The following is a 14,551-nucleotide window of genomic DNA, read 5'->3' on the forward strand; positions in this document are numbered from 1 at the left end:
TCCGCCTTCCAGCCATCGTTCAGACAGAGCGACGTGTAGAGCTTCACTGCGCATGCGCGTCCAGCCAACGTGCGATCGCGTCCACCACCTTATCCTCGATTCCATAATAGCCATGTGGGGTCAGGGACCCGCAGTCCTTCTTCGACCGCGTGACCCCGCCCGATACCGTCAGCACCTTCACCCCCGGGCTGTGCGTCATCGCCGCCGCGATGCGCGGGGCATCGGCGGGTGGCGCCACGTTGCACCGGTCGTCTCGATTGGCAACGATCAGCGCAGGCACCGTCACCTGTGCCGGATCGGCGTCGAACACCGTCTCATGACTGCCCCCCATCACCGATACCGACTCGGTCAGCACGACGCCCGCGACGCTTCCCGGCGCAGCATGGGCAGCGCCATTCATCGCCGCAATCGATCCCTGGCTGGTGCCGAGCAGGAAGACCGGTCCCGTCCCCTGCCGATGCGCCAGCGCGACCAGATCGCCGATGACCCTTGCATAGCCGGGCGAACTCCGCCGTCCGCGCATGGTATCGCTGGCCAGCGCATCGGGGATCAGGACGCCATAACCCTTGGCATTCCATAGCGCGCGCGTCCGCACGACGAAATTGTCGCCATGCGTCAGCCTTCCGTCGCGCGTGATGCCGATATCGCCCGCGCCGCCGGGCAGCATCACGATGGTCCCGCGCGGATGGGCCGGAATCGACAGGAGCACGCGCTGCACCGCACCGTTCGGTCGGGGCATGTCGAGCACGCGAATGGTGAGCGGACGCCCCTGGGCCCCGGCCATCCCGGACATGCCCAACAGTCCCGCAATCACCGCGCACTTCGCCCAACGCATCACCACGACCTTTCTCGTTCGGGATCAAATGTAAGCGATGCGCGTGCTGAACAGAGGCTGATCATGCCCCGCTGGACAGGGGGAGCGAGCGCCCCCTAGGCTGGACAAGAGGGCAAGAGGGGCGAGGCATGATCGAGACGCTGGCCATTTCGGGATATCGCTCGCTGCGCGATGTGGTCGTGCCGCTGGCACCGCTGACCATCGTCACCGGCCCCAACGGCAGCGGCAAGTCCAGCCTCTACCGGGCGCTGCGCCTCTTGTCCGATGTCGCGCAGGGGAGGGTGATCGCCTCGCTGGCGGCGGAGGGCGGGTTGAACTCGACCCTATGGGCGGGGCCGGAAAAGTTCAGCCGGGAGATGAAGAGCGGTGATGTGCCGGTGCAGGGGACGCGGCGCGACGGACCGGTCAGCCTGAAACTGGGCTTTGCGTCCGCCGATTATGGCTATGCCATCGACCTGGGGCTGCCCATCCCGGGCTCGACGCGGTTCATGCACGACCCCGAGATCAAGGTGGAGGCACTCTGGATGGGCCCCGCCATCGGACGGGCCAACCTGATCGCGGAGCGGCGCGGCGATCATGCGCGGGTGCGCCGGGCCGGCGATGGCACCTGGCGTACGGACGGGCGGGCGATGGCGTCGTTCGACTCGATGGTCACCCACTGGGCCGATGGCGGCGACGGACTGGAGCTGCTGACCCTGCGCGAGCGGATGCGCGGCTGGCGCTTCTATGACGATCTGCGCACCGATCGCGATGCGCCCGCACGGCGGCCACAGGTGGGCACCTTCACCCCGGTCCTGGCGGGCGATGGCGGCGATATCGGCGCGGCGATCCAGACCATCTTCGAGATCGGCGAGGGCGATGCGCTGGCCGACACCATCGCCGATGCCTTTGACAGGGCGACGCTGCAGGTCGGTGAGCGGTTCGAGGTGATGATGCGGCAATATGGCCTGCTGCGCCCGCTTTCGGTGGCCGAGCTGTCCGACGGGACGCTGCGCTACATCCTGCTTGCCGCCGCCCTGTTGTCGCCGCGCCCGCCCGAGCTGATGATCCTCAACGAGCCCGAGGCGAGCCTGCATCCCGATCTGCTCGCGCCGCTCGCGCGGCTGATCGTCAGGGCCTCGGCGCGGTGTCAGATCGTCGTCGTCTCGCATGCCGCGCTGCTGGTCGACGCGCTGGAACGGAGCCTGGAGGCGCGATCGATCCGCCTGCGCAAGGAAATGGGCGAGACGCTGGTCGAGGATGTCGAGCGCCCGCGCTGGAGCTGGCCTGCGCGATAGGCGTCAGGCCGGGTCCTTGGCCCCCTCATGCGCGCTATAGCCCAGCCGGGCATGGCCCTGCACCGGCCCCGCGACATCGGCGACCAGATAGAGCGGCCGCCGCTTCGATTCGATATAGAGCCGGCCAAGATACTCGCCGATCATGCCCAGCACGAACATCTGCACCGCACCCAGGATGACGGTGACCAGCATGGTCGAGGTCCAGCCCTGTACCGCCGAGCCGGTCAGCCAGCCGATTGCGATATAGACGATCAGCAGCAGCGACGCGGCGGTCAGCGCGAGGCCGATATGGCTCGCCCAACGCAGCGGTGCCGTGGAGAAGCCGGTTACCGCGTCGAAAGCCAAAGCGATCATCTTGCCGAGCGGATAATGGGTCTCGCCCGCATGACGCTCGGCGCGGTCATAGGGGAAGGGGACCTGGCGGAAGCCGACCCAGGCAACCATGCCGCGAATGAAGCGCGCCTGTTCGGGCAGCGACTGCAGCGCGTCGAGCGCGCGACGGCTCATCAACCGGAAATCGCCGGTATCGAGCGGGATCGGCGTATCGGTCAGCCGGTCGAGCATCCGATAGAAGACCGCCGCCGTCGCCTTCTTGAACAGCGTTTCCCCGGCCCGCTTGCGGCGCACGGCATAGACCACGTCCGCCCCTTGTGCCGCCATGGTCGCGCGCATGTCGGTCAGCAGTTCGGGCGGGTCCTGAAGATCGGCGTCGATGATCAGGATCTGCTCGCCCGCGCACAAGTCGAGTCCTGCGGTCAGCGCCAGCTGATGGCCATGGTTGCGCGACAGGTTGATGGCGACCAGATGCGGGTCGGCGGCGGCGAGCCGCTGCATCACCGGCCAGCTATCGTCCTTCGACCCGTCGTTGATCAGGACGATCTCATAATCCTCGCCCACTGCCGCGCGCGCCGCGCCCGAAATGCGCGCGTGCAGCACGTCCAGACAGTCGGCTTCGTTATAGCAGGGGACAACGACGGAAAGGGCAGGGCGCTTCATGACGCCGCCGGTTTAGCGGCGTCGAAGCCGTCCGTCACCCCTTGACGACCAACTTCACCAAACGGCCCGGCACCAATGCTTGGTCCGGGTCGAGTCCGTTCAGCGTCACGAACCGTTCGCGCTGGTAATCGGGAAAGGCCATGCGCGCCGACAGGCTGTCGATCGTGTCACCCTGACGGACGGTGACGATGCGGATTGTCTTGCCGCGAATGCCGTTGGCTTCGGTGGTCGACAGCGGCGCGACCGAGGCGAGCAGCGGCTGGAACGGCCCGATGCCCGAGCCCGCGGGCGTCACCAGCGTGAAGGTATAGGTCGCCGAGGGGAAGCGGTAGGCGACCACCGTCGCATCGACCGCCCGGTTGTTCGCGGCGGCGCGGGTAGTGACATAGGCATAGGGAATGCCGTTCGCCGTGCCGTTCTGAAGCTGACCGGTCGGGGTGCCGGTGCCAAGCTGTGAAAAGCGTTGGGCGATCGCTTGGCCCAGGTCGCTGCCCTGGCCGAGCCGCATCTCGGCTTGGCCGCCCTGGCCGACGATGCTCACCGCGTCGCTGCCATTGGCGATGGCATAGCCGCTGGGCGCGGTGAATTTCAGCTTCAGGCCGGGGTGGCGGAAGGTCTGGCCGTCGACCACGCCTTCCTTGGGATCGTCGCCATAAGGCAGGCCGTCGAGCATGCGCAGGAACGCCGTGTCCTGCGGTGGCGTCGTTTCCGCGCGGCCGGTCTGTTGCGCCAGTGCGGCGGCGCGGCGCACGCGGTCGGCGCTGTTGGGATGGGTCGAGGCCCAGGTGGGGATGGCGTTGGCGTCCTTGCCGGATGTGCGCGCGGCGAGGTTGCTCGATGCCGCCAGAGAGGCGAGCATGTCGGCCGAGGCATAAGGATCATAGCCCGCCGCCGTCATGTAACGGATGCCGAGGCCATCGGCCTGATATTCCTGATCGCGGCCATATTTCAGCGTGTAGAGCTGCGCCCCCGTGCCGACGAGCTGGGTCGCGACATTGCTGCCGGTCAGCAGCCCTGCACCCGCCGCCAGGATCGAGCCGATGGTCGAGCGGGTGTTGCGGCTCTGCGAATGGCGGGCGGCGACATGGCCGACCTCATGGCCCAGCACCGAGGCGAGTTCCGCCTCTGAATTCATCAGCGCGAGAAGCTGGCGGGTGACATAGATATAGCCGCCGGGGATGGCGAAGGCGTTCTCGACCGGTGAATTGAGCGTGGTGACGGTGAAGTCGCCCTGCGCGTTCGACAGGCCCGACTGGACCGCGACCCGCTTGCCGACCCGCTCGACAAAGGCGGCCTGGGGTCCGGTGTAGCGGCCGCCATATTGCTTGACGAGTTCGGGATTGGCCTGCGCCCCTTGCGCCTTGTCGGAGGCGGAGATGGAACGCGTGGTCTGCGCCGCAACGGGGGCGGCGACGAGCGCGAGCATGGCGGCGGCGGTGGCGAAACGCATCGGTGAGGGACTCCCTGTTCGCGCTTTTCAAAGCGCGTGGCGGGCGCGGGTTCCAGCCTTTTGTTACGGAGGCGTCATTTCGGCGTCATGGTTCCGTTTCTCGGCGAAGGCCGGGGCCCAATCTCCTCGCCGTCGATAGCGCGCGAAACGATGCGGGGGAGGCACCGGTCTTGCGCCTTCGGTCCTTCACCGCAACTGGGCCCCGGCCTTCGCCGGGGAAGAAGATTTGGTTCGCGCGGAGGCGCGGAGGACGCAGAGGTGCCTGACCTCGCTGCCGATGCTGGTCTCGTCCTGCACTTTCCTCCCCTGTTAGGGGAGGGGGACCAGCGAAGCTGGTGGAGGGGTGGCCCCCCTCTCGATAGCGGGACACCCCCCCGTCAGGGCTTCGCTCTGCCACCTCCCCTGCAAGGGGAGGAATAGATTCAGCGGTGAGGAGAACGCATTCCGCGCCACGCACCCTTCTCTGCGTCCTCCGCGCCTCTGCGCGAACAAAACGCTCTATCGCGGCCGAGCGTAAGGAACGGCCCTCATACCCGCTCCACCAGACTCACCACATCCGCCGCGCGCAACGCCGCGATCAGGCGCATCAGATGTTGCAGGTCGTGCACCTCGACATCGATCAGGTTGGTGTGGAAGCGCGTGTCGCGCGTATCCAGTCGGACGTTGATGATGTTGGCCTTATGCTGGCCGATGATCGTCGCCAGGATGCCCAGCGCACCGGGTTCGTTCTTGACCATGACCGAGATACGCGCGGTCGCGCCCTCGCTGTCGTCGCCCCAGGACACGTCGACCCAGTCGGTTTCCTCGTCGGTGCGGTCGGCCAGTTCGGCGAGCACCGGGCACTGGATGGCGTGGACCTCGATCCCTGCATCGGGACGGCGGAGGCCGACGATGCGGTCGCCCGGCACCGGGTGACAGCATTGCGCCAGGTCATAGGCGACGCCCGGCGTCAGTCCCTTGATCGAGATGGCGCTCGACTGCGGCGGCAGCGCGGCGACGTCCGCGCCCGCGGAGCCCGGCATCAGCGCTTCCATCACGGCGGCGTCGGACAGGGTGCGCCTGGCGATTGCGATCATCAGATGCGCCTCGTCGGGCATCTTCAATCGTTGCAGCGCATGGGTCAGCGCATCCGCGCCGATCTGGGCGGGCAGGCGGCGAACGATATCCTCATAGAGCTTGGTGCCCAGCGTCACCTGCTCGGCGCGCTCGGCATGGCGCAGGTGGCGGCGGATCGCAGCCAGCGCCTTGCCGGTGATCGCCAGGTTCAGCCAGTTGGCCTGCGGCGTCTGTCCGGCCGAGCGCAGGATTTGCACTTGGTCGCCGTTGGAGATGACGGTCGACAGCGGCACCACTCGCCCGTTCAGCTTGGCGCCCACCGCCTGGTCGCCCAGATCGGTGTGCACGGCATAGGCGAAGTCGATCGGCGTCGCGCCCTTCGGCAGCTGGATCAGTTCGCCCTTGGGGGTGAAGGCGAAGATGCGATCCTGATACATCGCCATCTTCGTATGCTCGATCAGCTCTTCGGGGCTGTCCGAGGTGTCCAGGATTTCGACCAGATCGCGAATCCAGCTGACCTGCGCATCGTGGCGGGTCGCCTGTTTATAGGTCCAATGCGCGGCCAGGCCGAAATCGGCCTCGGCGTGCATTTCGGGGGTGCGAATCTGGATTTCGATACGCGCATTGTCGGCATGGATGACGCTGGTGTGCAGCGAGCGATAGCCGTTGCGCTTGGGCGTCGAGATATAGTCCTTGAACCGCCCCGGCACCATCGGCCAGCGGCGATGGATCAGCCCCAGCGCGCGATAGCAATCCTCTTCGGTCGGCACGATCGCGCGGAAGGCCATGACGTCGGACAGCTGCTCGAAGCTGATATGCCGCTCGTTCATCTTGCGGAAGATTGAGAAGGCGGACTTTTCGCGCCCCGTCACGTCCGCCTCGACGCCGCCGCGCGACATCAGCAGCTTCAGGCCCGAGGCGATCTTGGAAATCCGGTCGCCGCCGCCTTCCTTCATCTGGGCGAGGCGCAAGCTGATCGATTCATAGGCTTCGGGTTCGAGTTGCTGGAAGGAGAGCATCTGCATCTCCTTCATGAACTCGTACATGCCGATCCGCTCGGCGAGCGGGGCATAGATGTCCATCGTCTCCTTCGCGATGCGGCGGCGCTTTTCCGGCTTCGCGATGTGATGGAGGGTGCGCATATTGTGGAGCCGGTCGGCCAGCTTCACCAGCAGGACGCGGATATCGTCCGACATGGCGAGCAGGAACTTGCGCAGGTTTTCGGCGGCGCGTTCGTTCTCGGTCTGCGCCTCGATCTTGGACAGCTTGGTCACGCCGTCGACCAGCCGCGCGACATTGGGACCGAACAGCCGCTCGATCTCGTCATAGGTGGCGACGGTATCCTCGATCGTGTCGTGCAGGATGGCGGTCGCGATCGTCTCGTCATCCAGATGCAGGTCGGTCAGGATGCCCGCGACCTCGATCGGATGGCTGAAATAGGGATCGCCCGAGGCACGTTTCTGGCTGCCATGCGCCTTCATCGAGAAGACATAGGCGCGGTTCAGCAGCGCCTCATCGGCCTGGGGGTCATAGTCGAGCACGCGGTCGACGAGTTCATACTGGCGGAGCACGGGATCAGGTTTGCTTGGCGGCGTTGGGCATTGCAACATTTTTGATGCGATCAGGGTGATCGAGGCCTTCTTAAGCCCTTTTCTTCTTCAAGCCCCTTTCCCGGCAGGGGGAGGGGTTGGGGAGGGGCAAGAGGTGAGGGTAAGACTTCACCTCACTCCCCCATCGCCTCCGCCGCCAACGCCTCCGCCTCGATCAACAGATCGTCATCCGCGCTCCCCGTCGACACCTTCTCCCGCCCGATCAGCACCAGCACGGGTACGGCGAGCGGGCTCACCCGCTCCAGATCGACATGCAGCATCGTGCCGCCCGCCCGGTCGAGCAGGTTCGCCAGTCGCCCGACATCGGTCATCCGCGCCCGCGCATCGTCCCATGCCGCCTGGAGCAGTAGATGGCCGGGCTCGTATTTGCGCAGCACGTCGTAGATCAGGTCGGTCGAAAAGGTCACCTGCCGCCCGGTCTTGCGCTTGCCGGGATGCTGGCGCTCGACCAGCCCGCCGATCACCGCGACCTCGCGAAAGGCGCGCTTCAGAAGATGCGATTGCTGCACCCAATCGACGAACTCGTTTTCGAGGATGTCGGGCGAGAACAGGCTGGCCGGATCGGTCACCTTCTCCAGCCCGTAACAGGCCAGCGCATAGTCGCTGGCGACGAAGCCGAGCGGCTTCAGCCCCTGCGCCTCCATCCGCCGGGTGATCAGCATCCCCAGCGACTGGTGCGCGTTCCACCCCTCGAAGCTATAGGCGACCATATAGTGCCGCCCCTCGCGCGGGAAGGTCTCGACCAGCAGCTGGCCGGGGCGGGGCAGGACCGAGCGGCGGTCCTGCATCTCCAGCCAGTCATGCACGTCCTCTGGGAAACGATCCCATGCGCGCCGGTCGGCGAGGAATTCGCGCACCCGGTCGGCAAGGCTGGTCGACAGCGGCATCCGGCTGCCGCCATAGGTCGGGATGCGGGCGGGACGCGAAGTGGCGCGGACGATCAGATCCTCGCCGTCGATCGACTCCACCTCCAGGCTCAATCCGGCAAAGAAGAAGGTATCGCCCGGCGCCAGGGTCGCGGCAAAGCCTTCTTCGACCCGGCCCAGCTGGCGGCCGTTGCGGAAACGGACCTTCAGCATCGTCGCCTCGACGATGATCCCGGCGTTCAGGCGATGCTGGGCGATGAATTGCGGATGGGTGACGCGCCACAGGCCGTCCGGCTGCTGCACCAGCCGCTTGAACTTGTCATAGGCGCGCAAGGAATAGCCGCCGTCCGCGATGAAGTGCAGCACCCGGTCGAACGTCTCATCGTCCAGCGCCGAATAGGGCATGGCCGAGCGGATCTCGTCCAGCAGCGCCCCCTGCTCGAACGGCGCGGCACAGGCGCAGGCCATGACATGCTGCGCCAGCACGTCGAGCGCGCCCTGGCGGAAGATGTCGGGGTCCAGCTCGCCCGCCTCCACCGCATCGAGCGCGGCGCGCGCCTCCAGATATTCGAAGCGGTTGCCGGGGACCAGGATCGCGCGGCTCGATTCGTCCAGCCGGTGATTGGCGCGGCCGATCCGCTGGAGGAGGCGCGACGAGCCCTTGGGCGCGCCCATCTGGATCACGCAATCGACATCGCCCCAGTCGACGCCCAGGTCTAGGCTGGCGGTCGCGACCAGCGCGCGGAGTTTGCCGTCCGCCATCGCGGCTTCTACCTTCTGCCGCGCCTCCAGCGAGAGCGAGCCGTGATGGACGCCGATCGGCAGGCTCTTGTCGTTCGCCTTCCACAGATCCTGGAAGATCAGCTCGGCCAGACTGCGCGTGTTGCAGAAGACGATGGTGGTCCGGTTCGCCTCGATCACGCGCATGACCTGGGCGGCGGCATAGCGACCGGAATGGCCTGCCCAGGGGACGCGGTCCTCGGGCAGCAGGATCGATATGTCGGGCGGCGCACCGGGCTCGCCGGTGACGAGGCCGACCGCATCGATATCGCCATCGGGCGCCAGCCAGGCACGATAGCCGTCCGGGTCCGCCACCGTCGCCGACAATGCGACGCGGCGCAGATCGGGGGACAGCCGCTGCAACCGCGCCATGCACAAGGACAGCAGGTCGCCGCGCTTGCCGGTGGCGAAGGCGTGGACCTCGTCGACGACGATGGTCTTCAGGCCGGCGAACATGGTCTCCGCATCGGAATAGCTGAGCAGCAGCGACAGCGATTCCGGTGTGGTGAGGAGGATCTGTGGCGGCTTCACCCGTTGCCGCGCCTTCTTGTCCGACGAGGTGTCGCCGGTCCGCGTCTCGACCCGGATGTCCAGGCCCATCTCCTCGATCGGCGTGACGAGGTTGCGGCGGATATCGACCGCCAACGCCTTCAGCGGCGAGACATAGAGCGTGTGCAGACCCTCGCTCGGGGCTTCGATCAGTTCGGTCAGGGTCGGCAGAAACCCCGCCAGCGTCTTGCCCGCACCCGTCGTCGCGACCAGCAGCGCGTGGCGGCCTGCGCGCGCTTCCTCCAGCATCGCCAGCTGATGGGTGCGTGGCGACCAGCCCTTGGCGGCGAACCAGTCGGTCAGGGCGGGGGGAAGGGAACCGGGGGGCATCCCGAAGGATATAGGTATCATGGTCAAGCTCGGCGACTGGATACAGCCCCATAAACATGGGATTTACGTGGCCCCCGCCGATGTGTGGGTCGATCCGTCCGAGCCGGAGGCCAAGGCGCTGGTGACCCACGGCCATGCCGACCATGCGCGCGGCGGGCACGGCACGGTCTGGGCGACCCCCGATACGCTGGCGATCATGGAAGCGCGCTACGGCCCGCAGAACGGTGTCGGCGTCGGCTATGGCGAGACGATCCGGCTGGGCGAGGTGGATGTCGGCTTCGTGCCTGCGGGCCATGTGCTGGGATCGGCGCAGATCGTGCTCGACTATCGCGGCGAACGGGTGGTGGTGTCGGGGGACTATAAACGCCGCGCCGACCCGACCTGTACGCCGTTCGAGCCGGTGAAGTGCGACGTATTTGTCACCGAGGCGACCTTCGCACTGCCTGTCTTCCGCCATCCAGAGACGGGGGACGAGATCGACAAGCTGATCGCCCGCCTCCACGCCAATCCGACGCGCTGCGTGCTGGTCGGTGCCTATGCGCTGGGCAAGGCACAGCGGGTGATCGCCGAACTTCGCGTGCGCGGGCATGAGGCGCCCATTTATCTCCACGGTGCGCTGGCGCGGCTATGCGCGCTTTATCAGGAGCTGGGCGTCAACCTGGGCGAGTTGCGCATGGTCGCGGACACGCCCAAGGCCGAGATGGCGGGCCATGTCGTGATGTGCCCGCCGGGCGCGCTCAACGATCGCTGGTCGCGGCGGTTGCCCGATCCGATCACGGCGATGGCCAGCGGCTGGATGCGGGTGCGCCAGCGTGCGCGGCAGAAGAATGTCGAGCTGCCGCTGATCCTGTCCGATCACGCCGATTGGGACGAGCTGACCCAGACCCTGACCGAGATCGCCCCGCGCGAGGTGTGGGTAACCCATGGACGCGAGGAAGCGTTGGTCCACTGGTGCGAGACCCGGCAGATGAAGGCGCGGGCCCTGGCGCTGGTGGGGTTCGAGGATGAGGATGATTGAGCGGCTGTAGCGCTGGGCCTACGCCAAAGCCAAGGGCCGCGCCGGTTCCGCCACTGCCGATCCCGGTACGGCGAATACCCCCTTTTTCGCCAACTGCTCGCCCGGCCGAACCTTTGCGGTCTCCATTGCCAGCCATGGCGCGAGCAACAGCCCCAGCGTCACCGGCGACAACCACGCCCCCAACACCGGGTTGAGGAACGACACGCCCAGCAGCACCAAACCCACGCCCCAATGCCAGTAATAGCGCGGCATCGCATCCGCCGCCGCCAGCCCGTCACGCACCCGGCTCTGCGGGTTCCAGCCCGACGGCTTGCCGCGCACGATGTTGATCAGGTCGATCGTCTGGGTCAGCGCGATCACCGGCGCGGTCAGGATCGAGAGCGGCACGTCGAGCGCGACCGAAGACAGAATGCCGCGCACCCCGCCATAACTTGCCCGGCGGTCGCGGTCGGCCATCGCCCAGATCATGCTGAGGATCTTCGGCCCGAACAGCAGCACCAGGGTCACCGCCAGCACCCGCGCCGAGGTAACGGCATGGACCGTCGCGGCATCGTCGGACAGGCTCTGCGCGATCGAGGTGGCGATCAGGACCAGCCAGGCGGGCGACATCAGATAGGCCGACGCGCCGATCAGTAGCTGCATCCGGCTGGTCGGGTGGAAACCGCTCGCACCCAGCAGTTTCAGATGCTGGATATTGCCCTGCGCCCAGCGCCGGTCGCGCACCGCCTGGTCGATCAGGGTGGGCGGAAACTCCTCGAAACTATCCTCGACCATCAGCATGTGCAGCCGCCAGCCGCGCCGCCGCAGCAGCGCCGCCTCCACCATGTCATGGCTCATGATCGTGCCGCCGAAGGGCGGGCTTCCGGGCAAATCGGGCAAGCCGCAGCTTTCGGCAAAGGCGCGGATACGGATCAGCGCGTTGTGCCCCCAGAAGGTCGATTCCGACCCGGACCACCACACCAGCCCGGCGGTTGAGATCGGCCCATAGAAACGGCTGGCGAACTGCATCCAGCGCTGGAAGAAGGTCGTCGCGCCAATGATCATCGGCACGGTCTGGAGCAGGGCGATCGAGGGGCGCTGCTCCATGATCTGCGCCATGCCGACGATCGTGTCGCCGCCCATCAGGCTGTCGGCGTCGAGCATCAGCATGAAGTCGTACGCGCCGCCATGGTTGCGCACCCATTCGGCGACATTGCCCGGCTTACGGCCGACATTCTCGGTCCGGCGGCGATAATAAAGCGGCACCCGCAGCCGGGGGGCCAGCCGTTCCCAGGCGGCACGCTCCTCGGCCTCGGCGGCTTGCCCGGAATCGGAGAGGACGAAAAAGGCGAAGCGGTCGGCGGCTCCGGCACGGTCGATCATCGTCGCCATGCGCGCGATCCGGTCATACACCGCATCGACATCCTCATTATGCACCGGCACCAGCACCGCCGTCCGGGCCGAGGGCGGGCTACTGCCGCGCGGCGCAGGCGTGATGCCCGGATGTGCACCCGAGATCAGCAGGATGAAGCCGATCGCCGCCGTCACGAAGCCGAACGAAATCCAGGCGAAGAGCGGGAAGAACAACAGCAGGAGCAGCCCGTCGAGCAGGCTGAACCCGTCGCTGAGCAGCGCCTCCTTGACCGAAGCCGAGGCGGCGGTCGCCAGCAGGCCCGTCAGCAGGATGAGCAGCAGTCGCCGGGTCAGGATGTCGTCGGGCGACAGGTTGACACCGGGGCGCGGCTCGGGCGCGTTGTGCGGCGGGGGCGGGCCGTCGAACCGCTGTACCGGCATGTCCAGCGGCGCGGGATCGGGCATGATCGGCGGCATCACGCCGTGCCGCCCGCTCATGGCAGGAACACCGGCATGAGCACCGTCTCGGTCAGTGCCGTGTCACCGCGCTTCAGGAACAGGCGAACGTCCGCCGGTCCCTGACCCTCGGGCGCGATATCGGCGGTGACGCGCCAGCGATTGGCCTGCCCCACCACCGGATAGGCGGCTTGGGTCAGCAGCTTGCCGCGCGACACCCCGATCTCGGCCGTCACGCCGCTCTGCCGGTCGAGCCCGGCGAGCACCGAGCCGATAAAATCCACGACCAGCTTGCGCGCGCCAGGCGTCGGCTCGGCACCCGGGCGTCCTGCGGCCCCGGTCCAGCTGTCGACCGCATGGGCGGCCGCGGGCCCGACGGTCGGGTCGGTCGATCCCCAGCTCAACCGGTAATCGAACTGCCGCTTCTGCCCGGCCTTGGGCGCGTCGGCGGGGTTCCAGAAGGCGACGATATTGTCGACCGTCTCGGACGCGGTGGGAAAGGCATAGAGCATCACCTGGCCCCGGCCCCAATCGCCCTGCGGCTGCACCCACAGGTTCGCGCGGCGGTCGTAAAAAGCGCCGTCATCCTGGTAATGGTCGAACGCCCGGTCGCGCTGGAGCAGGCCGAAGCCGCGTGGGTTGGTATCGGCGAAGCTGTCGAGCGTGGGACGCGGCGGATTGACCAACGGCCGCCACAGCCGCTCGCCCGCACCCGTCAGCAGCGCCAGGCCGTCGGAATCGTGAATCTCGGGCCGCCAATCGCTGCCGCCCGCGCGGTTGCCCTCGCCATACCAGAACATGCTGGTCGCGGGCGCGATGCCCAGCCGCTCGACATCGCGGCGGAAGAACAGGACGGCGGAGATGCGTTGCTCCACCCCGCCCGCGCCCTTGGCCGACTCGATGCGGTATGCGCCGGTGACGCTGGGCCCGTCGAGCAGCGCGTGGACGGTGTAGCTTTGCGCCCCCGTCCGCTCGATCCAAAAGTCGGTGAAGGCGGGAAATTCCTCACGTCCGTCGATGCCGGTGTCGATGGCGATACCCCGCGCCGACAGGCCATATTGGTCCTGCGCGCCCGCCGTGCGGAAATAGGACGCGCCCTGAAAGGCCAGCCAGTCGCTCTTCCCGTCCGCCGTCATCGCCCGAAAACCGGCAATGCCCAGCGGCGGCGCGTGGCCTGCCTCGGCTGTGAAGAGCGAAGGAAAAAAGGGGACGGTACGGGCCTGTCCGCCTTCGACGATATGGATGCCGACCGGGTTGGGGGCGTAGCGGCCGAGCGGGAACAGGCGGATGCCGCCCGCCAGCGTCTGATCGTCGCGGTAGCGGATGGTGCCGACCGCGTCATAGTCGATCGCGGCGGCGGCCTCGACCTTGGCTTGCGGGCGATAGGGGCGTCGCGCAAGCGACTCGGCGCGCGATTGAAGGGCGTCCCAGGAAAAGGGCTCGGGCTTGCCCAGCTTGACGCCTGCGGGCGCGGCCTGGGCGGGGGCGCGACCGGCAATGGCGGGCGCGAGGCCCAAGGCGGCAAAGGCCGCAACCAGTTCTCGACGATTGGCGTGCATCGGCACCTCTCATGGCGGACAAGGCCGGACAGCGCTTCGCATGTTCGGGCTGTTGTGCAACGCAACATGCGGCGATCGGTTGCGACAGCGCCTTCAGTTGCTAAAAATGGTATATTATAATGGACGAAGGTCCGATTTTATGATATTCCATCAATCAGATCGCGAGGGGGGCCTTGAATGATCCTATGGTGCAGTGGCGTTCCTTGCCTGCTGCGCGACTGATTTTCACTCACCGGATGACGGGAGCGGCCATGTGTCGCGCGTTCGTCAAAAAGAGCCCGTAGGGGCGCCGTGCGGAGCATGGTGCCGCCATGAGCGCCGCCCCGACCCGATTACGAGACTGTTTACCCCAGCCTGTCCCGCTCGGCCTTGGCCGGGCGGGGCTTTTTTTAGGTATCGGGTACGGCGCTCAAGCGACGTCAAACGCCGCTTTGCTG

Annotated in this window: 9 protein-coding genes; 2 read left to right on the forward strand and 7 right to left on the reverse strand. The window is 67.0% G+C overall.

What is annotated here, in order from left to right; genetic code table 11:
• Window positions 1-43: 43 nt before the first annotated feature.
• Window positions 44-835, reverse strand: coding sequence for an alpha/beta hydrolase (locus SSA01S_RS05990; RefSeq protein ID WP_206378799.1), 792 nt, complete (start codon window positions 833-835; stop codon window positions 44-46).
• 128 nt (window positions 836-963) lie between these two features.
• Here SSA01S_RS05990 and SSA01S_RS05995 point away from each other — a divergent pair, with 128 nt between their 5' ends.
• A complete protein-coding gene (locus SSA01S_RS05995) occupies window positions 964-2,112 on the forward strand; it encodes an AAA family ATPase (RefSeq protein ID WP_061779637.1) in 1,149 nt (382 codons plus the stop codon).
• A gap of 3 nt (window positions 2,113-2,115) precedes the next feature.
• Here SSA01S_RS05995 and SSA01S_RS06000 read toward each other — a convergent pair whose 3' ends face one another.
• The 4 genes from SSA01S_RS06000 to SSA01S_RS06015 all read right to left on the reverse strand — a co-directional run bounded on the left by SSA01S_RS06000 (window position 2,116) and on the right by SSA01S_RS06015 (window position 9,749).
• The gene (locus SSA01S_RS06000; protein WP_061779638.1) at window positions 2,116-3,108 is read right to left on the reverse strand and encodes a glycosyltransferase family 2 protein; all 993 of its coding nucleotides are present in this window, start codon (window positions 3,106-3,108) and stop codon (window positions 2,116-2,118) included.
• Window positions 3,109-3,142: 34 nt separating this feature from the next.
• Entirely contained in the window at window positions 3,143-4,558 is a 1,416-nt protein-coding gene (locus SSA01S_RS06005; protein WP_061779639.1) for a M48 family metalloprotease, read from the reverse strand.
• 527 nt (window positions 4,559-5,085) lie between these two features.
• Window positions 5,086-7,185, reverse strand: coding sequence for a RelA/SpoT family protein (locus SSA01S_RS06010; protein ID WP_061779640.1), 2,100 nt, complete (start codon window positions 7,183-7,185; stop codon window positions 5,086-5,088).
• A 152-nt stretch (window positions 7,186-7,337) separates the two neighbouring features.
• Window positions 7,338-9,749 (reverse strand): ligase-associated DNA damage response DEXH box helicase, encoded by a 2,412-nt coding sequence (locus SSA01S_RS06015; RefSeq protein ID WP_170171302.1) that lies wholly within the window; start codon window positions 9,747-9,749, stop codon window positions 7,338-7,340.
• Between the two features lie 19 nt (window positions 9,750-9,768).
• Between SSA01S_RS06015 and SSA01S_RS06020 the strand changes: the two genes are divergently transcribed.
• Complete coding sequence (locus SSA01S_RS06020) at window positions 9,769-10,767, forward strand: ligase-associated DNA damage response exonuclease (RefSeq protein WP_061779641.1); 999 nt, start codon at window positions 9,769-9,771, stop codon at window positions 10,765-10,767.
• An 18-nt stretch (window positions 10,768-10,785) separates the two neighbouring features.
• On the opposite strand, the gene mdoH is transcribed toward SSA01S_RS06020, so the two are convergent.
• Together mdoH and SSA01S_RS06030 are read right to left on the reverse strand one after the other, a co-directional pair.
• Window positions 10,786-12,597, reverse strand: coding sequence for a glucans biosynthesis glucosyltransferase MdoH (gene mdoH, locus SSA01S_RS06025; protein WP_240954533.1), 1,812 nt, complete (start codon window positions 12,595-12,597; stop codon window positions 10,786-10,788).
• On the reverse strand, window positions 12,594-14,114 hold the full coding sequence (locus SSA01S_RS06030) for an OpgD/OpgG family glucan biosynthesis protein (RefSeq protein WP_061779642.1): 1,521 nt from the start codon (window positions 14,112-14,114) through the stop codon (window positions 12,594-12,596). Before SSA01S_RS06030 ends, mdoH begins: the two co-directional genes overlap by 4 nt.
• Window positions 14,115-14,551 lie beyond the last annotated feature (437 nt).

The sequence above is a fragment of the Sphingomonas sanguinis NBRC 13937 genome (genome assembly GCF_001591005.1).
In the GTDB taxonomy this organism is placed as follows: Bacteria; Pseudomonadota; Alphaproteobacteria; order Sphingomonadales; family Sphingomonadaceae; genus Sphingomonas; species Sphingomonas sanguinis.